Raw genomic sequence first — 24,576 nt, forward strand, 5'->3', positions numbered from 1 at the left:
TTATTTTCGTTAGTATTGCTCATCATTGAAGCATAATTTCCTACTATATAAACAACCTGCATCTACAGATCACGCGAATTGTTCAAAAACGTAACATATTTCAGTATAGACGAAAAACGCCGCTAATCCAAACCGATAAAATCATTCGGTTGGACTCAGCGGCAGCTTATACCCACTTTTTTATTCGGCGTTACGTTGGTAAATGATGCGCAATCCTTCGAGCGTCAACATCGGCAACACTTTTTGAATGCTCTCCGCCTCTGATGCGATTAGCTCTGCAAGACCTCCGGTAGCAATAACTGTAGGCTCCGCCTGCATTTCTTCCTTAATGCGCCGCACAATGCCATCCACTTGCCCAGCATAACCGAAGATAATCCCAGCTTGCATGGCATGAACCGTATTACGACCAATAACCTTTTTGGGTTTCTCCAACTCGATGCGGGGTAGCTTGGAAGCCCGTTGATACAGTGCCTCCGTCGAAATCCCGATACCCGGCACAATGACACCGCCCAAGTAGTTTCCCTTATCGTCAATACAATCAAACGTCGTCGCTGTCCCAAAATCCACCACAACCAGCGGCCCGCCGAACCGTTCGACAGCCGCAACAGCGTTCACGATCCGATCCGCACCTACTTCACGCGGATTCTCATAACGCAGGTTAAGACCGGTCTTGATTCCCGGTCCGACGATTAAAGGCGTTTTGCCTATGTATTTATCGCACATTTCTTCTAATACACGGACCAACGGCGGAACGACAGAGGAAATAATAACTCCCTGGATGTCATCCTTTAATACGCCACCCATACTAAAAAGATTATGTATGAGTACGCCGTATTCATCTGCGGTTGCCTGTCTGGAGGTACTGATCCGGTAATGGTGCAACAGCTCCCGCCCTTCGTATATCCCCAGAACAATATTGGTATTACCTACATCCACTACAAGAATCAATGGGTGTCACCTATCTTTCTTTGCGTTAAGGTCAAGGCTGATATCCAGGTTATGAAAAGAGTATGTCAGCCTGCCTACAGAGATCACATCTACGCCACTCTCAGCCATCTCACGCACTGTATCCAGCGATACATTGCCCGAGGCTTCTGTTTTGACATGTGGTGCCCGTTCCCGAATGAACCGAACGGCTTCCTTCATATCTGGGGCAGACATGTTATCCAGCATAATGATATCCGCCCCAGCTTCCAGGGCTTCCTGAACTTGTTTCATGTTTTCCGTCTCTACTTCAATCGTCATCGTATGCGGTATATTAGCGCGCGCTCGACTTACAGCCTGTTCAATCCCACCTGCACCCTTAATATGATTATCCTTAATCATAACAGCATCGTACAGGCCAAAGCGATGATTCGAGCCACCGCCTACACGCACAGCATACTTCTCCAGCAACCGATGTCCCGGTGTTGTTTTACGTGTATCCACCAAGCGAGTGGACAAACCATGCAATTGATCTATAAAAGCCCGAGTCCGCGTGGCAATGCCAGACATCCGTTGGAGCAAATTTAACGCCAGTCGTTCTCCGGTCAGAATTGCATGAGTACTTCCATTCACTTCCGCCAAAACGCTTCCCTTTTCAATCCACTGTCCGTCCGTCACCAGCGGAGTGAACGACAAGGAAGGGTCCACTACCTGAAATACAAGGGCAGCCACGGGTAAACCGGCAACCACGCCGCTCTCCTTGGCATGAATGACAGCCTTGGATTGGTGGCCCTGCTCAATCGTCCAGCGCGTGGTCACATCGCCAGAGCCCGTATCTTCTCGCAGCCAGCTGCGAATTTGTGCTGTCAGTTCTTCCTGATATCCACCAAACTCTCCATAAAGCTCGCTGTTAGATGTCATGAACGTACTCCTCCGTTATCCCTTGCTCACGTCTCTGCTGAACATGCTTTCGCCAGACGCTATCATCTGTCTCAGGAAAATCCTCGCGATAATGCGCTCCCCGGCTCTCCTCACGCAGCAGCGCACCATCTGTTACTAATAAAGCACAGGTGAGCAAATTGGCAAATTCGATCTCTTCCTGGCTAGCGATCACAGCCTCAAAAATAGGCATTTGCCCTTGCAGCTCGTCTAATGCTGCTTGCAGCCCCTCGCCGTGCCGACGAACTCCAGCATAACGAACCATTGCTTCTTGCAGCTTATGCCGCTGCTCCGTGACGGATGAAGCCGGGAACTCTGTACGGTTATCGCTATAAGATATCAATGTATGGCCGACCAGCGGTGGCAATGAATGCAGTCGCTCAATAATCCTGCTGGCAAATACAATAGCTTCAGATAACGAATTGCTCGCCAGACGATTAGCTCCGTGAACTCCTGTAGAAGAGGTCTCCCCGCAGGCGAACAAACGCGCAATGGAGCTTTCCCCGTGTAAATTGGTCTGGACACCACCCATCATATAATGGGCAGCAGGCGCAATGGGGATCCAGTCTGTCGTCATATCCAAACCAAATGACAGACATGTCCGATAAATTGTTGGAAAACGTTGCTTCACCCGCTCTGGCGGCTCGTGTGTAATATCCAGGTATACAAACGCAGCTTGGGTGCGTTCCATCTCATGAATGATAGCACGAGCTACGATGTCTCTGGGTGCAAGCTCCTGCCGGGAATCATACTTGTCCATAAAGCGTTCTCCGTGAATATTGCGTAACACGGCTCCTTCTCCCCGTACGGCTTCGGAAATTAGAAACCTTGGAGCGCCCGGATGGCACAACGCCGTAGGATGAAACTGTATGAATTCCATATCCCGTACAATCGCCCCAGCACGATATGCCATAGCGATACCATCCCCGGTTGCAATATCCGGATTGGTCGTATATCGGTATAATTGCCCGCTACCTCCTGAGCACAAAATCGTTGCATTAGCGGTTATATACGACCTTACCCCACCTGGCTTTTGGACGAGGGCCCCAATACACTCACCATGCTCCGTCAGCAGATCAATTACCATGCACTCTTCCCACACTTCGATACCGGGATGGGCAGCAACCTGCTTTGACAACGCACGAACAATTTCATAACCCGTAGCATCTCCATTTGCATGCAAAATACGCCGATGACTATGCGCTCCTTCCCGTGTCAACGCTAGTTCACCATCCACACGATCAAAAGCCGTTCCCAAACGTATTAACTCCTGAATGCCAACTGGACCTTCATGGACAAGCGTACTGACCGCCTCAGATTCACACAGACCTGCACCAGCAATCAGGGTATCTTCCATATGATAAGCTGGTGTATCCTCGTCCGATGTGACAGCAGCGATGCCGCCTTGAGCATAACGCGTGTTGCTTTCCATCAAAGTCTTCTTGGTAATCAGCAACACTTTCCGATTCTCCGCAGCCTTAATCGCCGTATATAAGCCCGCAATGCCCGAGCCGATAATTAACACGTCGGCCTCCAATTGGGTCAATTCCGCTACATCAAAATCAACTAGATATCTTGGAATCATGCCTTCACCTGATTTCACAGAAGAATAGCGCACACCATAGGTTCTACAGTATGCGCTCACGTATATGTTCAAAATGATAGAAAGTCGATTGCAGCGGCTGTTGGCTTTTATAAGCTAAGAAGACGACAGCCGTTTATTTAACAATAAATGTACACAACGTTCCGGTGTCTGTCAAATCACGTTAGCAATAATCTTCCATTTAAAAAGCTCCGGAAAACCCATAATACCTGGTTCCCCGGAGCTTACATATACGCTTATTCAACTATCCATCGGATGATTAGGTTGTTGTCGGTGGAGTACCACCGGAGTTGCCCGAATTGTTATCATCCTCTGGCTTTTGCAGATTAGGGATATCATTCGGTTGATCCGTTGTATTCTTAGGCTCGTCATCCTTACCTTGAATACGTACACGGACGTCTCCAATGTTGTCGATCACAGGCTCACCATTTTCCGGTGTTCCTTCTCCCTCAGTCGTGCCACCATCCAAAGAACCTGTCTCGATCAAACGTTTGATTTGTTCAAGTTCCAAGGTTTCTTCTACCAGCAAGGTTTGAGCAATCAAATGAACCTCTTTGGAATACTTGGTCAGGAGTTCTCTAGCACGCTCATAAGATTCAGTGATGAAGCGATTCATCTCCTGGTCAATCTGATAAGCGATCTGATCACTGTAGTTCTGCTCATGACCGATATCGCGTCCAAGGAATACTTGGCCTTGTGAAGTACCGAACTGCATTGGACCAAGCTTCTCACTCATACCATATTCTACGATCATGCTGCGTGCAATGCTTGTCGCTTGCTGGAAGTCGCTATAGGCTCCCGTTCCGATCTCACCAATGAACAGTTCCTCGGATACGCGTCCACCCAACAATCCAGTGATTTTGTCCAGCAATTCCTGCTTGGTAGTCAGCATGCGGTCTTCCTTCGGAAGCATGATGACATATCCGCCTGCACGTCCACGTGGAATAATCGTTACCTTGTGAACCATGTCGGCATTTTCCAAGAAGAAACCAATAATCGTATGGCCTGCTTCATGATAAGCAACAATTCGTTTTTCGCGGTCACTGATTACGCGGCTGCGTTTTTCTGTACCTACGATAACACGGTCGATAGCTTCATCTACTTCTCGCATCGAAATATCTCTGCGGTTACGACGAGCCGCCAACAAGGCAGCTTCGTTCAACAGATTTTCCAGATCAGCGCCCGTAAAGCCTGTTGTACGTTTCGCAATTACGTCCAGTTTAACATCCTTCGTTAATGGCTTGTTGCGAGCATGTACATACAATACTGCTTCACGACCTTTAACATCTGGACGGTCAACCGTAATTTGACGGTCAAAACGTCCTGGACGAAGCAACGCCGGGTCTAAAATATCCGGACGGTTTGTAGCGGCTACGATGATGATCCCTTCGTTTGCGCCGAATCCATCCATCTCTACGAGCAATTGGTTGAGCGTCTGCTCACGTTCATCATGTCCGCCACCCAATCCGGCGCCACGTTGACGTCCAACGGCATCAATCTCATCAATGAAAATGATACAAGGTGCGTTCTTCTTCGCGTTCTCGAACAAATCACGAACACGGGAAGCACCGACCCCGACAAACATTTCTACAAAATCAGAACCCGAGATGCTGAAAAACGGTACTCCGGCCTCGCCTGCAACAGCTCTCGCCAAGAGTGTTTTACCCGTACCTGGAGGGCCCACTAACAGAACACCTTTTGGAATACGAGCGCCCACAGCTGCAAACTTGCGTGGGTCCTTCAAGAATTCTACGACTTCGACAAGCTCCTGCTTCTCTTCGTCAGCCCCTGCCACGTCCTCGAACGTAACCTTCTTCTTCTCTTCGTTATACAGACGGGCTTTGCTCTTGCCGAAGTTCATAACTTTGCCGCCACCGCCCTGTGCCTGATTAAACAGGAAGAAGAACAACAGGAACATGATCACCAAAGGAATGATAGAAGTCAAAAACGTCAGCCAAATGCTTTCGCCTTCCATTTTCTTCTGCACGTATTCAAACCCGTTCGTTTCGCTGGCATTCACCAGTTCACTTAGTGCTTGATCCGTTGGTGGAACATATACGGAAAAATTGGTCGATTTAGCATTAGCCGGCTGCTTCTTATATGCACCGGTTACAAGATAGGCGTAACCGTCAAATTGGACCGTTACTTTAGAGATGTTATTAGCTTTAACCTCTTGCCGTAATTGGTCATATCTAGGGAGATCGGAGGCTTCGTTACTGTTGCTAACAAACTGAACGATACCCACCACAACTAAAAAAAGAATCAAATAAAAACCAGAATTCCGGATGAACCGATTCATCCCCTACCTCCTCTCGAGACACTTAAGTTATTTTACCATAGCCTGTAAGTCCTTCTCAACAAAGGGCCTTATTTAGTCCTAGGACTGGAGGCTGAGATTAGCTGGTGTAGATTTCCGGCTTTAAAATCCCTATGTATGGGAGGTTCCGGTAGTGCTCGGCATAGTCCAGACCGTAGCCGACAACAAACGCATCTGGAAGCGTAAATCCAGTATAATCTGCTTCAAGATTAACTGTCCGGCGTGCAGGCTTGTCGAACAAGGTTACGACACATACCGAATTGGCATTACGATTCTTAAGCAATTCAATCAAATGCGTCAGCGTCAGGCCGCTGTCGATAATATCTTCGACAATCAGAACGTCGCGTCCTTCCACAGATGCGTCCAAATCTTTAATGATTTTGATGATACCTGAGGATTTTGTAGACGCTCCATAACTTGATACAGCCATGAAATCAAGCTCCAACGGCACTGTAATGGATTTAACCAAATCAGCCATAAAGATAAACGCACCTTTCAGCACGCAAATCACCAATGGATTTTTTCCTTCATATTTTACGCTGAGCTGTGCACCCAATTCCTTAATTTTACTCTGAATTTCTTCTTCGCTGATCAATATTTCCTGAATATCATTCTGCAACGGTGTAAACCTCCTAAGTTTATACTATGAAAGCCGTTCCTGCGCAATTACCGGTGCCCCGGACTCTCTCGTCTTTGCCATGACATATATATAACCGAAGACGTGTGCTTCTGCACCGCGGCATGTACAGAACGTCGTACGCCCGGAATCCAGAGAATAGCCCCAGAGTGGTCGCAGACGATGGGAATAACGGAACGCATTGAAGGAGGTATTTTTTCATCAATAAAAATATCTTTAACCTTTTTTCTTCCGTTTAATCCCATTACATACATGGTATCTCCAGGTAATCGCGAGCGTACAGTCAAAGGCAGACTCAATTGATCTGCGTCGAACCACGCTTCCTCCTTATTCACCGGATGGTCCGCATCCGAATAGGAAGCCCTTCGCCACCGAAGTATACCACCTGCCTCAGGCAACTCTAGCTCACCGGAAATAGGCAATACACTTAGTCCATAGCACCATTCGCCCATAACGACTTGCGTACGGTCAAACAAAACCGCCTGGTCATATTCGCGGACTCCAACCGCACCGCCTCCCAAATCCAAACTCCATGTAGACGATGCCTCTTGGAGAAGTCTTAGTCGAACGGTCTCAATTTTACGAAAATCAAAATTTTCACTGTCCGAAGGCAGATAATTTAATATTAGTTTAATCAACCTCCGTTGTAAAGCAACGGATAGCTTACGGTATGAAGCGATGGGAAACATGTACCTGCCATTATCCAAGCGCACCATTTTCTCGTATGCCGACAGTGTGGATGCCTCCATAAAGTCATTTTCGTCAGCCATTGTTTCGGCCAGCCGGTTTAGGGACGGTGTCAGTCGCTCATTATATTGCCCCAAAAAAGGAAGCACATCCATGCGAATGGCGTTACGACGGTATTTGGAAGATAAATTAGTGCTGTCTATCACATAGGAAAGACCATAAAAGTTACAAAAATCAATCAGGTCAGCCTTGTACATACGTAGTAGCGGGCGAATGAGTTGCACATTTTTTTCCCTGCGCGCCAAACGCATACCCGCCAAACCTGCTGGGCCGCTACCACGCAGCAAGTGCAAGAGAACCGTTTCGGCTTGATCGTCGCCGTGGTGGGCCATTGCAATATGCTGTGCTTCCCACTTTGTAGCCATATCATGTAAAAAACTGTAGCGCAGCTCGCGGGCTGCTTCCTGTGGCCCCTTCCCGCTCTCCTTCATATAAGCGGGTACATCCACCCGAGCCATTTCAAATGGAAGTTCAAGCTTTCGGGCAATATTGCGTACCTCTTCAGCCTCCGCATCCGATTCCTCTGGTCTGAAGCCATGATGAACGTGAGCGCAGACGAGTTGTAAAGGCATATGTATAACGGATATTTCATGTAAAATGTGCAAAAGGGCCACCGAATCCGGCCCACCGGATACAGCAACCACAATGCGGTCTCCGGGGCTCCACAGTGAATGATCTCGCGCCAAGGCGAGCACTTCCTGTACAACACCGGTCGGTTTTGTTGTTCCCATTCACGACCCTCTTTTCTCCCGACCGTAAAAATGATGATCATCTGTTATCTTATGTAAGTCATGCTGCTACCTTAACGCAATCCAGAGCGCTCCGGCAAGCAGCAAAAGCGATACCGTAAAAGCATATCCCAGCCAGCGTGGGTTCCCTCTTTTGACCGACGATTGCCTGACATGTGCGGAAGCCAAACGTGACCAAGATCGGGCCGCTGCACGAGTATCGGAATATTCTCCACGCACTGCACCCAGTAGCCATTCGGCATAGGGGCGTAATACACGGCTGCGGCGAATGATGACCGTCAATTCTGCCGTATTACGCAACTGTGGCAGCCTGCTCGCAGCCGCCTTTAACGATTCGCTCTCCAATATATGAATCGTTAGAAGAGCGAAGGCAAACAGGTCATACTGGGAATCGGCATTTCGGCTGCCAGCATTCCAGAATCCCCTGTCATACCATTCTGTAAATTGTTTAACACTCCGACCAGCAAGAGATACCCCACCGTAGTCAATTAATTCAGCCTCTCCATAGGCATTGACCAAAATATTCTGCGGCTTCAGGTCGCCAAACACCCATCCTGCCTGATGGAGATCCGCCAGACGATTCAGTATACCGGTTCCAGCCACACCATACCATTCCGGCCCTTTGGCTGCCACAAAACGATGAAGCGGATCACCCTTAACATATCGCATAACATAAAAGGGGATTTCTCCGCTGCGTAACACTACATCATCCACCTCAAACAAAAAGGAAGGATTTCCATTTCGCTGAAGGGCGGCCTGAGTCCCCTGAGACTGCAATGTGGTTAGCACATTAATCTCTGATTGCAGATCAAGCGTGTTCTTCCCCATTTTCAGAGCAAATTGCCGATCGGCCTGTGCTTCTTTTACCAAATATACAGTTCCGTTCGCTCCCCGGCCCAGCAAGCGCTGGATGACATAGCTGCTCCGCTTCCACTTGCCCTTGATGACCGTTCCGGGTGCAAGAACGGGATCAGACGACGTAGTCACCGAGCATCCCTTCTCCTTTGCCATAGGATTCTTCCAGATCTTTCTGTTCTCCTAGTGTAACATATCGGTAATAATCAATCACTTGTAAAATGGCAGGACCTGTCGGTGTTGCCCCTTTCATCCGCAAGCGTCCAAATATCGATTTGATCTGGTTAAGCTCAGAGGTCCAACCGATATCCATAACTGCGTCTTCTCCCATTTTTCCGCCCGGAAAATGAAATACAGATATACGGCTGTGTCCGCTTCTGGACTGTAAACTGAGCAGCAAATCACGAATGCTGTCCTCTACAGCAGGCAGCTTGGGCTTCATGCTCGCACTTGCATCAATGAGCAAAGCAATCTCCAGGGTGCTTGTTTCTGTCAGCTCATCCATCACCTCAACCACTTGGGCTCGTTTTGCCGGAGGAAGTTCACCGATATGTTTGGCGCCACCCTCACCCAGAATGTGCGTTAACTCTCTATTAACCGCCTGCTGAATGGTTTGAACCACCGTTTTGCGCGTCATCATCTGCATGGTCTGAGCCAACTGCTTCGTCCCAACGATTTGGCTAAACCCTCCCCCTGCTTTAGCAATTTCTTGAATCTCCGCGCTGCCAAGCTCGCCAATAGTTCCATAATCTATGACTCCGGCGACGTTCACTGTAATACCTTCTCGTAAAGCTTGGGCAGCCGCCATGACTGGACTAACACCTACATTAGAGCATCCGTCTGTAATGATCAAAATTTGCTTCATTGTTTTTTGACCTCCGCTTCCTCTTAATCTATCCCGATAGATTCTATCTTTGCCTAATCCGGAACGATTCAAACGAAGGATGCGGATTTTTAAAAACGAATAAGGAATTTCCCGGGCAATGTCGGATTAGCTCACCGTCCGTGGACGTTCCAACCACCTCATGCCAGGTACATGGAGAGTTGCCCACTCTGGGCGGAAGTGATCTATTTTACTAACGACTACTGTCATATCATCATAGATTTGATTTTGTTGGTATCGAATAACCCTTTCTAGTAAGCAGTCGGCCAACTGCTGTGGATCTTCGCTTTCAATTTCCTGAATCATGCGTTTCATCCATATTTCCTTATTAACCGCATAACCCGGTGAGTCGTATATACCGTCTGTAATCATAATGAGAATATCACCCGGCTGGAGCTGCAGTGATACCAAATCAACTTCAATATCCTGTATAATGCCAATCGGCAAGTTGCTGGCAGATACGGGAATGACCTCCTCCCCTCTTTTAATAAAACTCGGCGTAGACCCAATCTTCATAAAGGTTGTCTGGGCCGTGTACTGATCAATCAGCGCCATATCGACCGTAGCATACATTTCCTCAGGTGATCGCAGCATCAGGACAGAGTTAACCGACTTGATCGCCAATTTTTCGTCCATACCCGACTGCAGTAATTCCTCCAAAATGTTAAGTGCTGCACTGCTCTCTTGCTGCGCGCGCTCTCCGTTCCCCATACCATCGCTTAAAGAGACTGCAAAAGTCCCGTTCCCTAGCTCCATCATGCTGTAGCTGTCTCCTGAGAAAAAATCGCCTCCTTTGGCGGCACTAGCTACTCCTGTAGCAATCTCATACGTTTTAGCAGAGCCGAACATGACTGTAGCCAAGCCTTGGCGGCGATCTGCCTCCGTTTCGCGCATCACAGCTATATGCTCGTCCAGTATGTCCGACAGAAGTGGAGCAATGATTTTCCGACATTCATCAAATCCCCTTGTATAGGCATGGACAATCTCAATTTCTACCTGACCTGCATCCAGGTTAATGATCTCAATGGATTGAATGGACAAGCCCAGTCTATCAAGAGCCTCCCGTATTTGCTCCTCCTGCCGATGCATGGTCTGCCCTTCCCGCTGAATTTCTCGCGCTAAATCCTCCATGATTTGTGATACACCCGATAGCTGGTCAGCAACAAGCTGACGACTATCGTATACTTGGCGCTTCCACTGCATATTATGTTGGTAGAGGCTATACTGCTGCTTCATCACTTGCAGGACAGCGCCCGTTTTAGCACATGCCTTGCTCCATTGCGGGGGTATCTGCTCCGGCTCCAAATCCGGGTTATCCTCAATGGCGCTCATCATTTCCGTCATATACTGATGAGTTTGCATAAACTTTCCGTCCCAGCACTGCTCACACTTGAAGCAGGAGGCACATGTCCCTTCCGCCACCGCATTCATAAAGTGTTCGATTTCACCATCCGACTTCGTGCTCTCACTCGCAGATATCTGATGAAAGCTGCGGGATAGCTGACTGAATACACGAGAAAACTTCGTTACCCGCTCTGCGGTGAGGTCGCGGACCCTTTTGGCATACTCATGCTGAGATTTGGCGTGGTCCTGCGTACCGGGAACATAGGTAGAAACCGCTTTAAAGAAACTTTTTGGGGTCATTAAGAATAATAGAATTGCCGCACAGCTCTCCCAGGTTGACGTCAGCACATCTCCGGTCCCGTCCAAATAGATCGTCAGAATTGAGGAGCCTAGCAGCATCCCAAGCGCAACAGCGCCTTTTTTCCCTTCACGCAGCATTCCTGCCAGCAAACCTGCAAAAGCGAGTAAACTCATCTGCACAATTGCAGACATATTGGCCAAGCTTAAAATTAAACCAGTAATTACACCGACTGATGCACCCAGCGAAGCACCTCCCACCAAAGCAAACACCAAGACCAAATATCGCGACAGCACATGATCGACAGACAATGAATGAACAGTCCAGCCTACTGCTCCCGTCATCACAGAGGCTAATAAAATAATAAGACATAAAATTTCCTCATTTTTGAGCTGGCTTGTCTTCTTGCGGTACGTAAACAACGGTATGGCCTGCGTGAACACCAGCGTAAGCATAAAGCTGAGAACCGCATCCGTTCCCACAATGATAAGCTCATACCATGTGAAAGTTGGAGCCATCACGGTGTTAAATAAATTGACCATAAACACCGACAAGAAAACCATAAGCGGGGCATAGGATAATTCCAGACGGTCGAAGGCTCGTAGCCCGCGATACAGGAGATAAAATACCAGTAGCTCACCACCAATCATAAATAACGATGGGTAAGGAGCTAACAGGCTGCCTAACACAACTGATACAGCTACAGGCAGCATCAGATCACGCCGAAGAAACGTTATGACCGCAAAATAAGCGAGGGCAAAGGGAGAAAGCTCGTCCAAAATAGTGGCGCGTCCCAGTAGAACTCCCATAGCTGACAATAGCAGCATCCATCTTTGCGCCGTTACCCATTGCACCACTTTATGTGAATCCAGCCGTTTCTTGAGTCTGGAAGACCAACCTTCCGTACGCTCTTTGGATTTGGACTTTCTAGATTTTAACCCCGGAAAATGTACCACGTTCCATTTCTCCATCATGCGTCAGGCACCCCATTCATCAATTTGATGTTCCCATCTTAAACCAGAACGATTGAGAAAGTTTGTCAGAACCTCACGTCTTATTCCAAGAAATTTCCGACAAAAAAACGTTCTGCGCGAAAGGACAGAGCATCACTCTGAACATCAAGCTACGCCCGTATGGAAGCCGATGAAAGAAACGTCCCGCTACTCCTTACATAACCTCTCGATGTCGTTCATCCTGATGTCCAAACTAGCGATTCGCACAGAAGATAGACGGAAAACCGTTGGAGTTTGTCGGACGATTATGTCCTCACGACAAAAAAAACATCCACTTTCCAGCATCGTAGCTCTTATCTTCTTCGCCAAAATTGCGAATCTCATAAATGCCCGTACGACTAACCACTGGATTCAGCGCCGACAGCCGCTACTTATCGCATCTGTTGTCGGTAGAACGCAAAAAAACCGTAGCAGTCTCTCGACTGTACGGTTTTCCGTGTATGATTGATACGGTTGTCAAAGTGAATTAAACACGCTTCGCGCCGCGTCCTCCGCGTTTACCTTCGGTGTTCTTTTTCAGCGACGAAATGCGTTCCTCACTATCTTTCAGGAAGCGTGACATTTTATCCTCAAATGAAGGTTTACCCGGTGCAGGCTTGAAAGAACGGCCTCCACGATCGCGGTTGAAACCACCGCCACCACCGCGTCCTTGACTTGGACCTGAACCTCCACCGCCGAAACGGTCGCCTCCGCCTGGTCCTCCTGTACGCTCCGGTCTTGGAGCTCTTGGGGGACGGGCTTCACTTGCCGGCTTGTCAATCGTTTGCTTAATGGAAAGCCCGATTTTGCCATCTTTGTCAACATTAATGACTTTCACCGTCACAACATCATTAATCTTCAGGTGGTCGTTAACATCCTTAACATAGTTATCGGCGATTTCCGAGATGTGAACGAGACCCGTGACACCTCCAGACAAATCCACAAATGCTCCAAAATGCGTGATGCCTGTCACTTTGCCCTCTAACTTGGTGCCCACTTCAATTGCCATAGAATAAAATGATCCTCCCTTAAAATATACAACCGATTTTTTTGCAAAAAAATCCCGCTGTGGTGATTTGATTATACAAAATGGCGGAACCAAGGTCAACTAAGCATTGGCCCGATAATGTTCCTATTTCTGATCTTCGATGATTGGCGTCTCTTCCGGTTTGTAAAGACCGTACTTGCTTCTGGCAATCTCGCCAATGTACTCAGGGTCCTTGAGACGATTCACTTCGGTTTGAAGCTGTTGTTCCGTTTGTGTAGCAGCTTGCTTCTGCTTTTCCTTCTGGGTGAGCTGTTCACTTCGATCGGCCATAATCATGCCTTGAGAAAAAAAGGTAAAAATTGCCCAACTACCAAAGGCGGCAAGCGATAGCAACCAAATCATGATTCGCCTGCGCCCGCCCGCGTTGGACTTGGACGTAGAAGATGAATGGCGATCTACAGACGAATTACGCATGATACTACCTCCTTCCAAACCATCTTTTCGCTGTGTTTTTCAGTCTGATACCCAGCTTTACGAGCGACTCTGGAGTCTTCCAGCGCGCTTTAAGCGGACCGATCAGCCATAGGATCGGCTTCCAAACCGGCATCAGGATGTATATCAGCATCCTTCCCAGGAACACAATAAGTGTCCATGTCCATCCGACCAGCTTGCGTAACAGCCGATACAGCGCTAACACCGGAAGAACAATCAGGATGCGCAGTATGCTGTTCACGATCAACGTCAGTCTGCGAACTATCTCTAATAACATTACCACAAAACGTTGGGTTGTAACACTAAAGGCCCAAAAATAGAGCCAAACCCCCAAAAGTAGTCCTAAAAAGACATAAAACCGCAGCTCACCGCGATTACTCGCGTATAGCACACGGAAAATAAACAAAGCCGAGGCCACCCAGTACAGCACGTCCAACATATGAACGCTCCAGCGGGCAAAATGAAAGCGGATGGACAGCACCCGGTAGCTGTCAAACACCACTCCCATGGCTATGCCCGACAACAGCATCCATGTCAATGTCAGCCATTGTGTGTAAGGGTTCATTTGAAGAGCTTGCCGAATAGGCTTTTTCCGTTTTTGGCCGGGGCCCCGGGCTCCAGGTAGACGAGGGAAGTAATCAAACCTTCAATGGACAACAGCCCCTCTTCTAGACTGAGGTTTTTGATATGTAAATGTTGTCCGCGAATGGTGAGATGGCCCAGCTCGGTCTGAAGCAAAAATTCTTCACTGTCAAAGCTCTCCACATTGCTGACGCCTGAAATATCGAGTTGCTTGCGGCTTTGCATGCGCAGATCATGGTGCTTGGACTTCCCTTGTTCAATCATGGCATGTACCCCTCCTTCTGTTCTTAGCTTATGAAGGGGGCCGTATGATTTAGAACCGCTTTTGCTGTTAATCAGCATATGATGGACGAAACCTCGTCATCTAAAGAAAAAAAAGCACTCCTTCATAAAATAATGAAGGAATGCTTTCATGTACAGTTGTGAGAAAATCAGATGTCTGCTTACCAGTTCAAACCATTGTCCCTGGCAATAGGCTCTTCCTTTACCAAAGTGTACATACTTGCAGCCTCGTCCTTGCGTGTAGTGTCGGCGAGCCGTTCCACTCGCACGGTCACCAGCTTCTGGCCAAACTGGACGGTAATTTCATCGCCTACTTTGACCGCACTGCTCGGCTTGGCTTCGCGTCCGTTCACCAGCACTCTCCCTTGTTCGGAGACGTCCTTGGCTACCGTACGCCGCTTAATCAGCCGCGAGACTTTCAAGAATTTATCAAGACGCATTAGTTAACGGCTTCTTTAAGCTTATTACCGGCTTTAAAAGCAGGAACGGTCGATTCTGGAATTTCAATCGTGTTACCGGTTTGTGGATTGCGGCCTGTACGGCTGGAACGCTTGCGTGTTTCGAAAGTACCAAAGCCGATCAGTTGCACTTTGTCACCGCTAGCGAGTGCATCTGTAATTTCACCAAGAACGCCATTCAATACAGCTTCAACGTCACGTTTGCTCAAACCGCTTTTGCTGGAAATATTGTTGATCAGATCTGTCTTGTTCATAAGATAAAAGCCTCCCAAATGTCAAAAAATAATCATCACGCTGCATGTCCATTTATGGAGCAGACGTGAGGTCCAACTGTGGCCGAAGCCCTCCTGAATGTCACTGTAACACGCTTAACTATAAGCTACAGTTATTTTCAGAATTACTACAAGTTATTCTGGCTTGTCCGTAAAAATCCTGCAATGACAGGCGTTTTTTTATTCGACCCCAGTTAAGCCAACATCCTACTACAAAACTCTGTCCATTGGCAAGTCTTCACAAACTAGGCCTTCTTTCAACCCTGCATATGTCTCATTTTACTGTTCTGTGCAGCCAAAAGCGAATATGTGGAATCACGCTTTGCCAAGGAGCTTTTTCGCTTCCTGCCAGTAAGTCTCCATTTCATCTACGCTGCTGTCTTCGGGACGGCGCCCCTGCTCGCGTAATTTCTGCTCAATATACTGGAAACGGTCGACAAATTTGCGATTGGTGGCGGACAATGCCTCTTCCGGATCTACTCCCATGAACCGGGCTGCATTCACTGCAACAAATAATACATCGCCTAACTCCAGCAACTGGGCTTCCACGGCATGCCCTTCACGAACCGCTTCCTTCAGCTCAGCCACTTCTTCGTCCAATTTATCGAATACGCCCTCAATGCTATCCCAGTTAAAGCCTACTTTAGCTGCTTTCTTCTGGAGCTTGTACGATTTCATAAGAGCAGGCAGATCACGTGGAACCCCATCCAGTACGGAAGGGTCTGCTGCCGTCGTGCCTTTAAGCCGTTTTTCCTCAGCCTTCATCTGCTCCCAGTTTTGCAGCGCTTCTTCCGCATCATTCGCTTGATTGTCACCAAATACATGTGGATGACGGAAAATAAGCTTATCATTCAGCCCCTGGATAACATCATACACATTGAAGGTTCCAACTTCCTCTTCCATTTGGGCATGCAGCAAAATTTGCAACAACAGATCGCCCAGCTCTTCCTTCATATGCTCAGGGTCGTCCTCATCTATCGTTTCAATGACTTCATACGTTTCTTCGATCAGATTTTTGCGGATCGACTGATGTGTCTGTTCACGATCCCATGGACAGCCTTCCGGACTGCGTAAAATATCGACAATCTCGTGTAAACGGTCAAAAGAACGCCGTTTCAGTGCCTCATCTTCACTGCGAGGTATGTATACCAAGGATAGGTTCCCGTAGCCCTCTACTCGATCTAGCTCGTACAGCGGCACCTTGTGCACCGCTTCCTCGCCTTCCACCCCAAGAGCGTGACCGACGTACACCTCATAATCGTCAGGATACCGCTCCATCAGGCACAGCTTCACATCAGAAGCCGTGAAGGTGTCATACACCTGTCCGATCAGCGTATGCAGCTGAGGCTGGAGCCAGCTGGCATCCAGTGTACCTGCGTCCAACAGTTGGAAACCCTCGATCGGATCAAAACCAAGACGCACAAAAGCTTCATCCAGGAAACTTTCGCCACCCAGAATGTTCAGTTCAATCCCTTGCGCAGGACAACGCTCCTTAAGCAACTGCACCGCTGCTTCTGCCACCATCGGGTGACCGGGAACCGCATAGACGATTTCGCTTCCGTCTGCCGCCTTAGCAGCTGTCGTAATTAATTGGCTGGTAATTTCCTCGTATACCTCTGGAAAGGACTCCTTTGTCTCATATACTTTGTCAAACGACTCAAAAGCCACTTCAAACTCATTCAGCACTTGAACCGCAGGATGCTCCTTGGTCCGCAGATAGAGCGCTGAAGCGCCCCGCATTTTGTTCAATATCCCTATCGTAAGCTGATCCGGATCTCCCGAGCCCAAACCTACGACCGTTAATGTTACGCTCATATCCAATCCTCCGTTTCGCAGAAACAAGGTTCGTGCTCGAAAAAATATACGGCCTACCCCCGCTTCCGCTTCCTTTGCTTTGGGATTTACTATACCACAAAGTTGTATAGGCTCATAAAATGGCTGTGCCGCTTTCACGCCCTAAGCCCTATGCCTGGGCTAAGCCAGTACGCGCAGCCTGCGCAGCACGGCTGCCAGCGGGCGTCCGAGCTTGGGCACCGCCACAAGCTCGGCTTCCGTGATCAGCCTCAAGCGTGCGAGGCCGATCACGAACACAACGGCGCCTGCTGCTACGCCCAGCAGGCTCTCCGCGGCTGCCGTGGCGCGACCTCCGGCAGCCCATCCCAAGGCACCCAGCACAGCGCTGGTGCCCCACATCGCCGCCCCGGCCGCACCAGCCAGGGCGATAAGCAGTGCCGCCGGCTTGAGCACGCTGGCGGACCAGCTCCCACGCAGGCCTACCAAGCGAGCCAGCAGCACGATGTTGATCACCGCCGCCAGCAGATAGGCGACAGCCCCCGCAATGGCGGCTCCAGCCGTGCCTAGCTGCGGCACGAGCAGCCAGTTTAGCAGCGCCTTGGCTACTGCGGCCGCGAGCATCGCCAGAGCCGGCGCGCGAACCGCGCCAAGCCCTTGCAGCAGCGCAGCCGAGATGATGCTGAGCGTACCGCCTACGGCGGTTAGCGCCATCCAGCGCATGACCTCGCTGCCGGTGTCGTCCGCATACAGCATCACATTGACGGGCACAGCCAGCACGATCAAGCCTGTCGCAGCGGCTAGTCCCAGCAACCAAAACCAGCGCAGCGATTGCTCGCACTGGCGACGTGCCAGCTCCGTACCGCCGGTCACCCGCGCCTCAGCCAGCGATGGAATGAATAATGCCGACAGTGTGGTAGCAAACATCATGACTAGCTGTACCAGCGGCAGACCTCGGTTATACACGCCAAAGGCCACCATAACCGCAGTATCGTCCAAACCCTCCTGCTTTAACAAGCGAGGTACGGTAAAAGTGTCTACCAGGCTAATTAACGGAACGGCTAGCGCTCCAAGGCAAACAGGCAAGGCATAACGCAGCAGCGCCTTTAGCAAGGCACCGTTGCTTTCCGCCGGGTATAGCTCTCCAGTTTGTGCTTGCACTGTCGCCATGACCGTCCCTTGCCTTCTAAGCCTCTTCCTGTGATTTCGCCAATATAGCAACATGACGACCAATCCCGCTGCTCCACCTGCTGCTGAACCAAACACTGCTCCGGCGGCAATCATATCCGCCCCCGCTCCTTGCGACAGCATGAGCAGCAACAGCATAATCATCACGCTTACCCGTATCGCCTGCTCCGTCACTTGGGAGATAGCAGTCGGAAGCATATTTTGCAAACCTTGAAAATATCCTCTCAATCCCGCCATAACCGGTACGAACAAAAAGGCAAACGCCGCCGCCCTCACCGACGGAATAACGTGAGCATTGTCGATCCATTGACCAATGAGCGGCGCGCACGTATACATCAGCACGCCCAAGATCAATCCAAAGACACCCAAGACAAGCGAAGATAGCCGAGCAACACGTTGCCCCGCTGCCCGGTTTCCCACTGCCTCAAACTCAGCTACAAATTTGGATATTGCAGCCGGAAATCCAGCAGCTGCAATGGTAATGAACAGCGTATAAAAAGGATAAACCGTATTATAAATGCCAAACACGCCGTCGCCGCCGATATTCTGCAGCGGGATTTTTTGCACTGTGCCGATCAGCTTGCTCGCTACTGCTGCCAGTGTCAAAATGACAGCACCCCGTAGCAGCCGCGAAGCGGCGCGATTTTCCTGCATTCTCCGTCTTCACTCCCACCTGAAATATGCATCTTTCACGAGTCCTATTATACCGCCTCTTCTCCCGGAAAGAAAAAAAACCCTGTACAACGCAGGACGGCTTTCGCCATTCTGTACGTCATACAGGGGTGAACCGGGATGTTACTGTTCCATTTGTTTGCCCAGGAAGCCAGCGGCTGTTTCAGCCATTTTGATCTCCATTTCGGACATTTTTACATTTTCGTCCTTGTTCAACAATACAACGGAACCAATGGGATCACCACCGGAAACAATGGGAGCCGCCACAAAGGACGAGAGTGTTTCTTCGTGGTCTCGCGTTAGCTCATAGGAGCCGCTGGCTGTCTCCAGCACAGTTTTGCGATTATCCATACTACCTTCGATAATGCTACCGATTGGCTTGTCCAGAAACTCTTTTTTAGAGCCTCCAGCCACCGTAATAATGGTGTCCCGATCGGTAATCATTGTAATATGGCCCGTGCTTTCAAACAGGGACTCAGCATATTCTTTGGCGAAATCACCAAGTTCACCAATAGGTGAATACTTTTTCAAAATGACTTCTCCGTCACGATCCACAAAAATCTCAAGCGGATCTCCTTCACGAATTCTCAAGGTGCGGCGAATTTCCTTTGGAATAACTACCCGCCCAAGGTCATCAATACGGCGAACTATACCAGTAGCTTTCATTTCACATGTTGCCCCACTTTCTCAAGAAGAATTTAGTAAACTACTGACGGTATCGAAAGACGCTTCCACTCCCCCAGAAGCGGTCACGAAGAACGTCACGGTCATGGTGTTTATGGTGATATCTGACCATAGTATTCATCTGTTCCCAATTCCTTATGCATGTTCAGTTATTTACCTTCGTTTGTAGCTCCATCTTTGGCTGTTCCTGCATTGGTATCGCCCGTACCGTTTGTTGCTGCGCCCGGTGTAGTTGTGCTACCAGCACCGGAAGTTGCACCGCTTTTCTCTTGCGTAGCTGGTACCTTCGGCAGATTGATTTTCAAATCAAGCTTCGTCAAATCATTTTCGGTAAAGTTTTGGATACTTTCCCCGGCCAATTTATTTTTCAGGGCAGCCTTTTCGTTGTCTTTCAATTTATCAAACGTTGGCTCATTGCGGGACTCCACTTTGATCACGTGATATCCGTATTCCGTTTCCACTGGCTCACCGATTTTGTTAATCGGCTGAGTCTCAGCGGCCTCTTTAAATGCAGGTACCCATTGCGCTACGGATGCATTCTCATACAGACCTCCGTTAGACGCAGAACCTGGGTCTTCTGAATACTTCTTGGCAATCGTTGCAAAATCCGCTCCTCCGTCCAGCTTCGCCTTCACTTCTTTAGCCAGCTTGAGGGTATCCTCTTTTTTGCGCTGTTTCTTCGTTTTAGGATCTTCGAAGTTAATCAATACATGACGCACGGTTGCTGTTGTGAATTGATCTTTATTTTTCTCAAATTCCTGTTTTAGCTGATCATCTGTTACTTTGTTGGTTTCGCTGTTGATTACCGTCATTACACGCGTGAAGTAATCTTTCACACCTTGTTCGGTCAGTTTTTTATCACTCAGAAATGTCTTGAACTTATCTTCTCCGACTGACTTTTTATACTGCTCCAGCTGTTCGTTCCCTTCTTTGGCACCCTGCTCCTTGGCTTTGTCGTCCGCTTTGGCCGCCAGAAGCTTGTACACCACTTCCTGCTTTACAATTTGCTCCCGTACCTGATCCGAAGCTAACGCAGCCTCATATTCCGGGTAAAGGAATTTCATCATGCTGATTTCTTGGTTGAACTCATTCTCGGTAATGGTTCCACCCTTATAGGTCACGACAACCTTGCTGTTGTCCTTCGGTTCATTCTTGACCTTGTTCTCATCCGCTTGCTTCGTACATGCTGCCAACACGGATATAGCTAGCAGCGCTGCCATTCCCAAGGAGAGCATTCTCCAAGGTTTTCTTTTATTTAGTTGTGGCATTTTGCAGTTCCTCCTTCAATGTGAATGCTTCTTTCAATGCACTCAAAAATTGTTCCAGCAGTTCTAGCAACTGTGGATCATTTAGACCTTTGCCCTTTATGCGTGCGCTCATAGATGTGCCCTGTTCAAATTGTACACGTCTTTCAAAGCGATTGCCAATCTCGGCAAGTTTAGCAGTCTGTACCGCCTGCTGGCGTCCTTCATGGAATTTCAACACTATATTGTCATCCCGTTGCACTATGGACTCGATGCCATACATGCGTCCATATACCTTGAGACGAGCCACGGCTAGCAAATGAAGCACAGCCTCTGGCAGATCGCCAAATCGGTCGACCAGTTCATCTTCCAGTTCGGAAGCCTCGTCAAAGGTGCTGACCGCTGCAACCTTTTTATAAATCTCAATCTTCTGGATGCTGTCATAAATATAGTCTCCCGGCAGGTAAGCATCGACGCCTAAATCAATCGACGTACTCCAATTCCGAGTGGACTGATCCTCTTCTCCAAGTACGCTGACTTTACGTTTATTAATTTCCTCAGCCAGCATCTGCGAGTAAAGATCAAAACCGACGGATGCGATGAATCCATGCTGCTCGGCGCCAAGCAAGTTACCCGCTCCGCGGATGGACAAATCGCGCATTGCAATCTTGAAGCCGGAGCCCAGCTCCGTAAATTCTTTAATCGACTGAAGGCGCTTCTCCGCCACTTCCGTGAGCACCTTATCCCGCTGGTACGTGAAGTAAGCATAGGCAATCCGATTGGAACGACCTACACGCCCACGCAGCTGATAAAGCTGGGATAGCCCCATTTTATCGGCATCATGCACAATAAGTGTATTCACATTTGGAATATCCACGCCGGTTTCGATAATGCTCGTACTGACCAACACATCATATTCGCCATCCAGGAAATCCAAAATAGTTTTCTCCAGTTCGGTTTCGGACATCTGTCCGTGACCCACGCCCACCTTGGCCTCCGGTACGAGCGCATTGATCTCTGCAGCCATCTCCTGAATTCCCTGCACGCGATTATACAGATAGTACACCTGTCCTCCGCGTGCCATCTCGCGTTCAATGGCCTCACGAACTAGAGTCTGGCTGTGCTCAACCACATAGGTTTGCACTGGAAAACGGTTTTCCGGTGGCGTCTCAATGACTGACAAGTCACGTACACCCAGCATGGACATATGCAACGTACGCGGAATAGGTGTTGCCGTTAACGTCAGCACATCTACGTTCGTTTTCAGCTTCTTCAGCTTTTCCTTGTGGGTTACGCCAAATCGCTGTTCTTCATCGACAATCAGCATTCCCAAGTCCTTAAACACCAGATCCTGCGACAACAGACGATGGGTACCAATGACAATATCGACCGTGCCTTGCCGGACCCCTTTAATCGTCTCATTCTGCTCTTTGCGCGAGCGGAAACGGCTCAATACCTGAATATTGAACGGATACCCTGAAAAACGTTCACGGAACGTCTCATAGTGTTGTTGTGCCAAAATTGTCGTCGGTACCAGCACCGCTACTTGTTTACCTTCAATAGCAGACTTAAAAGCAGCACGAATAGCAACTTCAGTTTTGCCGTAACCTACATCACCGCATAGCAAACGATCCATCGGGCGACTCTGCTCCATGTCCTTCTTAATCTCTTCAATGGCCCGAATCTGGTCACGTGTCTCATCATAGGGGAACATGTCCTCAAACTCTTGTTGCTCCGGCGAATCCTTTTCAAAAGCAAACCCTGGTGCCGACTGTCGTTCTGCATATAGCTTGATCAAGTCATCCGCAATATCCTGAACCGAGCTGCGCACCTTACTTTTAACCCGTGTCCACTCATTGCCACCCAGTTTATAGATCTTAGGTTCCTTGTCCTCTGAGCCGACATATTTCTGAATCAGATCAATTTGTTCAATCGGCACAGACAGCTTATCTCCACCCGCATAGAGGACATGCATGTAATCCTTATGGATACCACCAACCTCTAGCGTGCCGATCCCCATGTACTTCCCGATCCCGTGATTTTGGTGTACGACATAGTCGCCCACCTTCAGCTCGCTATAGCTCTTTATCCGTTCTGCATTGTCCACATGTCGGCCCTGCTTACGAGCTTTCCGCTGCTTCTGGGAAAACATTTCACCCTCGGTAATGACTGCCAGATGAATAGACGGCATTTCAAAACCGCTTTGCAGATTGCCGATAGCCATCGTAGGCTCATCAATACCATAATCTTCAAGCACTCGGCGCATCCGATCTAGACGTTCATCTCCACTCGCCAGCATCATAACCTGTGTGCCCGCTTTGCGCCAACGATCCATCTCCGCCTTGAGCACATTCATTTGGCCATGGAAATCCTGCATGCCTCGGCAGATGAAGTTCAAAATATTTTGTGGCTGGGTATGAGGAACCTGACGGAGGAAAATCGACAGAAACAACGTCTGAAATCTCCGGTTGTATAGCAGATTGTCCGCGTCATCTGACAGTTCTAGCTGCGGTAACGTTTTACCGTTTTGAAGCAAATGCAGATTCCATTCTGACTCATCTCGTTCCAGTTGCTTGGCTGTTTCCAGCATACGTGCCGGTTCATCAATAATCAGAATCGTATCTTCCGGCATATAGTCTGCTAGGGTTTTACGTTCAGGATACAGCAGGGAGATATATTTATAGATTTCGTCAAAATACACATGCTCTCGCAGCAACTCAATTTCACGATGGATCTCTTCTTTCAGATGCTGCTTAGCTTGACGATCCGTCATTTTGCCCAGCTGCTCCTCCAACAAAATAGCAGCGGCATCCGCCGCCTGGTCCATACGCTGGTTATTCGCAATAACTTCCTTACACGGTGTTACGGTAACGTCCTGAACCTTCTCCACCGAACGCTGATCTTGCGGATCAAACTTACGGATCGAATCAATTTCATCGTCAAACAGCTCCACACGATAGCCCCAACGGGTTGTCATTGGATAAAAATCAATAATTCCTCCACGTACGCTCATCTCTCCACGTGATTCCACACGCTCTACACGCTGGTATCCCATCTCGACCATATGTAGCAAAAACGCTTCCAGCTGAATCGTTTCGCCTTCTTTCAACTCAATACGAGCCTCACGCCATGTTTCCGGAATTGGCAGTAAACGTCGGACACCAGAAAACGGCACGACAACAATCCCACGAAAACCCTGGGCGCAGCGTATCAATACATCAATTCGTTGGGACAATGTCTCTGGACTGGATATTGCTGCTTCAGCAGCTACCAGCTCATTAGCAGGATACAATAAAACCTGATCAGGAGAAAGCGCTTCCTGTAAGTCATCTGCTATTTTTTGAGCGGCAAACATATTGTGCGTCATGACCATTAACGGTCGTCCGGTATCTTCGGCAAGCGCGGCCATCAGTACCTGTCGGGAAGAGCCTGATAAACCTGATATCAGTTGTTCCTTCATTCCTGATGATATACCTGCTGCAATGGATGCATAATCAGCATCCTTCGTAAAAGCCTGAATAAGTGCTTGTAACAAAAAAGGCACCCCTTTATGCTTATAAATAGTTACATGTAAACCGAAAAAGAAGCCTCAGCAATGCTGCCAAGGCTCCATAAGCGGAATTGCCGCTTCACCT

Annotated in this window: 20 protein-coding genes; all 20 read right to left on the minus strand. The window is 48.7% G+C overall.

The genetic code is table 11. The annotated features are described in order from the left end of the window. Positions 1 to 180: 180 nt before the first annotated feature. The 20 genes from GRP75_RS03010 to mfd all read right to left on the minus strand — a co-directional run bounded on the left by GRP75_RS03010 (position 181) and on the right by mfd (position 24,476). A complete protein-coding gene (locus tag GRP75_RS03010) occupies positions 181 to 948 on the minus strand; it encodes a type III pantothenate kinase (RefSeq protein WP_023986451.1) in 768 nt (255 codons plus the stop codon). A 6-nt stretch (positions 949 to 954) separates the two neighbouring features. After that, positions 955 to 1,845 (minus strand): carboxylating nicotinate-nucleotide diphosphorylase, encoded by an 891-nt coding sequence (gene nadC / locus GRP75_RS03015; RefSeq protein ID WP_160788575.1) that lies wholly within the window; start codon positions 1,843 to 1,845, stop codon positions 955 to 957. After that, the gene (nadB, locus tag GRP75_RS03020; RefSeq protein WP_160788576.1) at positions 1,835 to 3,448 is read right to left on the minus strand and encodes an L-aspartate oxidase; all 1,614 of its coding nucleotides are present in this window, start codon (positions 3,446 to 3,448) and stop codon (positions 1,835 to 1,837) included. The genes nadC and nadB overlap by 11 nt, the downstream gene beginning before the upstream one ends. 277 nt (positions 3,449 to 3,725) lie before the next feature. Then, the gene (gene ftsH, locus GRP75_RS03025; RefSeq protein ID WP_028542511.1) at positions 3,726 to 5,765 is read right to left on the minus strand and encodes an ATP-dependent zinc metalloprotease FtsH; all 2,040 of its coding nucleotides are present in this window, start codon (positions 5,763 to 5,765) and stop codon (positions 3,726 to 3,728) included. Positions 5,766 to 5,862: 97 nt separating this feature from the next. After that, complete coding sequence (gene hpt, locus GRP75_RS03030) at positions 5,863 to 6,402, minus strand: hypoxanthine phosphoribosyltransferase (RefSeq protein ID WP_023986447.1); 540 nt, start codon at positions 6,400 to 6,402, stop codon at positions 5,863 to 5,865. A 47-nt stretch (positions 6,403 to 6,449) separates the two neighbouring features. Beyond that, positions 6,450 to 7,898 carry a tRNA lysidine(34) synthetase TilS gene (tilS, locus tag GRP75_RS03035; protein WP_160788577.1) on the minus strand — a complete coding sequence of 483 codons (1,449 nt, stop codon included), beginning with the start codon at positions 7,896 to 7,898 and terminating at the stop codon, positions 6,450 to 6,452. Positions 7,899 to 7,964: 66 nt separating this feature from the next. Next, positions 7,965 to 8,903: a protein kinase domain-containing protein gene (locus tag GRP75_RS03040; protein ID WP_023986445.1), complete on the minus strand. Its 939-nt coding sequence runs from the start codon at positions 8,901 to 8,903 to the stop codon at positions 7,965 to 7,967. Further along, positions 8,887 to 9,636: a vWA domain-containing protein gene (locus tag GRP75_RS03045; RefSeq protein WP_023986444.1), complete on the minus strand. Its 750-nt coding sequence runs from the start codon at positions 9,634 to 9,636 to the stop codon at positions 8,887 to 8,889. Before GRP75_RS03045 ends, GRP75_RS03040 begins: the two co-directional genes overlap by 17 nt. A gap of 126 nt (positions 9,637 to 9,762) precedes the next feature. Further along, on the minus strand, positions 9,763 to 12,270 hold the full coding sequence (gene spoIIE, locus GRP75_RS03050; protein WP_160788578.1) for a stage II sporulation protein E: 2,508 nt from the start codon (positions 12,268 to 12,270) through the stop codon (positions 9,763 to 9,765). 505 nt (positions 12,271 to 12,775) lie between these two features. Further along, positions 12,776 to 13,297 (minus strand): S1 domain-containing RNA-binding protein, encoded by a 522-nt coding sequence (locus GRP75_RS03055; protein ID WP_053324323.1) that lies wholly within the window; start codon positions 13,295 to 13,297, stop codon positions 12,776 to 12,778. A gap of 123 nt (positions 13,298 to 13,420) precedes the next feature. Next, positions 13,421 to 13,750 (minus strand): FtsB family cell division protein, encoded by a 330-nt coding sequence (locus tag GRP75_RS03060; RefSeq protein ID WP_160788579.1) that lies wholly within the window; start codon positions 13,748 to 13,750, stop codon positions 13,421 to 13,423. Between the two features lie 4 nt (positions 13,751 to 13,754). Next, the gene (gene yabQ, locus GRP75_RS03065) at positions 13,755 to 14,333 is read right to left on the minus strand and encodes a spore cortex biosynthesis protein YabQ (protein ID WP_160788580.1); all 579 of its coding nucleotides are present in this window, start codon (positions 14,331 to 14,333) and stop codon (positions 13,755 to 13,757) included. Beyond that, positions 14,330 to 14,614, minus strand: coding sequence for a sporulation protein YabP (gene yabP, locus GRP75_RS03070; protein WP_013368685.1), 285 nt, complete (start codon positions 14,612 to 14,614; stop codon positions 14,330 to 14,332). Before yabP ends, yabQ begins: the two co-directional genes overlap by 4 nt. Before the next feature lie 179 nt (positions 14,615 to 14,793). After that, positions 14,794 to 15,072, minus strand: coding sequence for an RNA-binding S4 domain-containing protein (locus tag GRP75_RS03075; RefSeq protein WP_016818913.1), 279 nt, complete (start codon positions 15,070 to 15,072; stop codon positions 14,794 to 14,796). Further along, positions 15,072 to 15,344: an HU family DNA-binding protein gene (locus tag GRP75_RS03080; protein WP_007428028.1), complete on the minus strand. Its 273-nt coding sequence runs from the start codon at positions 15,342 to 15,344 to the stop codon at positions 15,072 to 15,074. Before GRP75_RS03080 ends, GRP75_RS03075 begins: the two co-directional genes overlap by 1 nt. 333 nt (positions 15,345 to 15,677) lie before the next feature. Then, positions 15,678 to 17,177, minus strand: coding sequence for a bifunctional methyltransferase/pyrophosphohydrolase YabN (gene yabN, locus GRP75_RS03085; RefSeq protein ID WP_160788581.1), 1,500 nt, complete (start codon positions 17,175 to 17,177; stop codon positions 15,678 to 15,680). Positions 17,178 to 17,336: 159 nt separating this feature from the next. Continuing rightward, entirely contained in the window at positions 17,337 to 18,995 is a 1,659-nt protein-coding gene (locus GRP75_RS03090; protein ID WP_160788582.1) for a putative polysaccharide biosynthesis protein, read from the minus strand. Positions 18,996 to 19,136: 141 nt separating this feature from the next. Beyond that, positions 19,137 to 19,679, minus strand: a complete 543-nt coding sequence (gene spoVT / locus GRP75_RS03095) for a stage V sporulation protein T (protein ID WP_023986438.1) — start codon at positions 19,677 to 19,679, stop codon at positions 19,137 to 19,139. A gap of 167 nt (positions 19,680 to 19,846) precedes the next feature. Continuing rightward, complete coding sequence (locus GRP75_RS03100; RefSeq protein WP_160788583.1) at positions 19,847 to 20,965, minus strand: peptidylprolyl isomerase; 1,119 nt, start codon at positions 20,963 to 20,965, stop codon at positions 19,847 to 19,849. Next, entirely contained in the window at positions 20,949 to 24,476 is a 3,528-nt protein-coding gene (mfd, locus tag GRP75_RS03105; protein WP_160788584.1) for a transcription-repair coupling factor, read from the minus strand. Before mfd ends, GRP75_RS03100 begins: the two co-directional genes overlap by 17 nt. Positions 24,477 to 24,576 lie beyond the last annotated feature (100 nt).

Origin of the sequence: Paenibacillus sp. OT2-17 (assembly GCF_009827695.1) — a bacterium.
GTDB classification, from domain to species: domain Bacteria; phylum Bacillota; class Bacilli; order Paenibacillales; family Paenibacillaceae; genus Paenibacillus; species Paenibacillus polymyxa_B.

Excerpts from the sequence above, each read along its gene's own strand:
- GRP75_RS03075 (WP_016818913.1), bottom strand. The coding sequence starts at position 15,072 with ATGCGTCTTGATAAATTCTTGAAAGTCTCGCGGCTGATTAAGCGGCGT.
- GRP75_RS03060 (WP_160788579.1), bottom strand. The coding sequence starts at position 13,750 with ATGCGTAATTCGTCTGTAGATCGCCATTCATCTTCTACGTCCAAGTCC.
- nadB (WP_160788576.1), bottom strand. The coding sequence starts at position 3,448 with ATGATTCCAAGATATCTAGTTGATTTTGATGTAGCGGAATTGACCCAA.
- spoVT (WP_023986438.1), bottom strand. The coding sequence starts at position 19,679 with ATGAAAGCTACTGGTATAGTTCGCCGTATTGATGACCTTGGGCGGGTA.
- tilS (WP_160788577.1), bottom strand. The coding sequence starts at position 7,898 with ATGGGAACAACAAAACCGACCGGTGTTGTACAGGAAGTGCTCGCCTTG.
- yabQ (WP_160788580.1), bottom strand. The coding sequence starts at position 14,333 with ATGAACCCTTACACACAATGGCTGACATTGACATGGATGCTGTTGTCG.
- GRP75_RS03045 (WP_023986444.1), bottom strand. The coding sequence starts at position 9,636 with ATGAAGCAAATTTTGATCATTACAGACGGATGCTCTAATGTAGGTGTT.
- yabP (WP_013368685.1), bottom strand. The coding sequence starts at position 14,614 with ATGATTGAACAAGGGAAGTCCAAGCACCATGATCTGCGCATGCAAAGC.
- ftsH (WP_028542511.1), bottom strand. The coding sequence starts at position 5,765 with ATGAATCGGTTCATCCGGAATTCTGGTTTTTATTTGATTCTTTTTTTA.
- GRP75_RS03090 (WP_160788582.1), bottom strand. The coding sequence starts at position 18,995 with ATGCAGGAAAATCGCGCCGCTTCGCGGCTGCTACGGGGTGCTGTCATT.
- nadC (WP_160788575.1), bottom strand. The coding sequence starts at position 1,845 with ATGACATCTAACAGCGAGCTTTATGGAGAGTTTGGTGGATATCAGGAA.
- spoIIE (WP_160788578.1), bottom strand. The coding sequence starts at position 12,270 with ATGATGGAGAAATGGAACGTGGTACATTTTCCGGGGTTAAAATCTAGA.
- GRP75_RS03100 (WP_160788583.1), bottom strand. The coding sequence starts at position 20,965 with ATGCCACAACTAAATAAAAGAAAACCTTGGAGAATGCTCTCCTTGGGA.
- yabN (WP_160788581.1), bottom strand. The coding sequence starts at position 17,177 with ATGAGCGTAACATTAACGGTCGTAGGTTTGGGCTCGGGAGATCCGGAT.
- GRP75_RS03080 (WP_007428028.1), bottom strand. The coding sequence starts at position 15,344 with ATGAACAAGACAGATCTGATCAACAATATTTCCAGCAAAAGCGGTTTG.
- GRP75_RS03055 (WP_053324323.1), bottom strand. The coding sequence starts at position 13,297 with ATGGCAATTGAAGTGGGCACCAAGTTAGAGGGCAAAGTGACAGGCATC.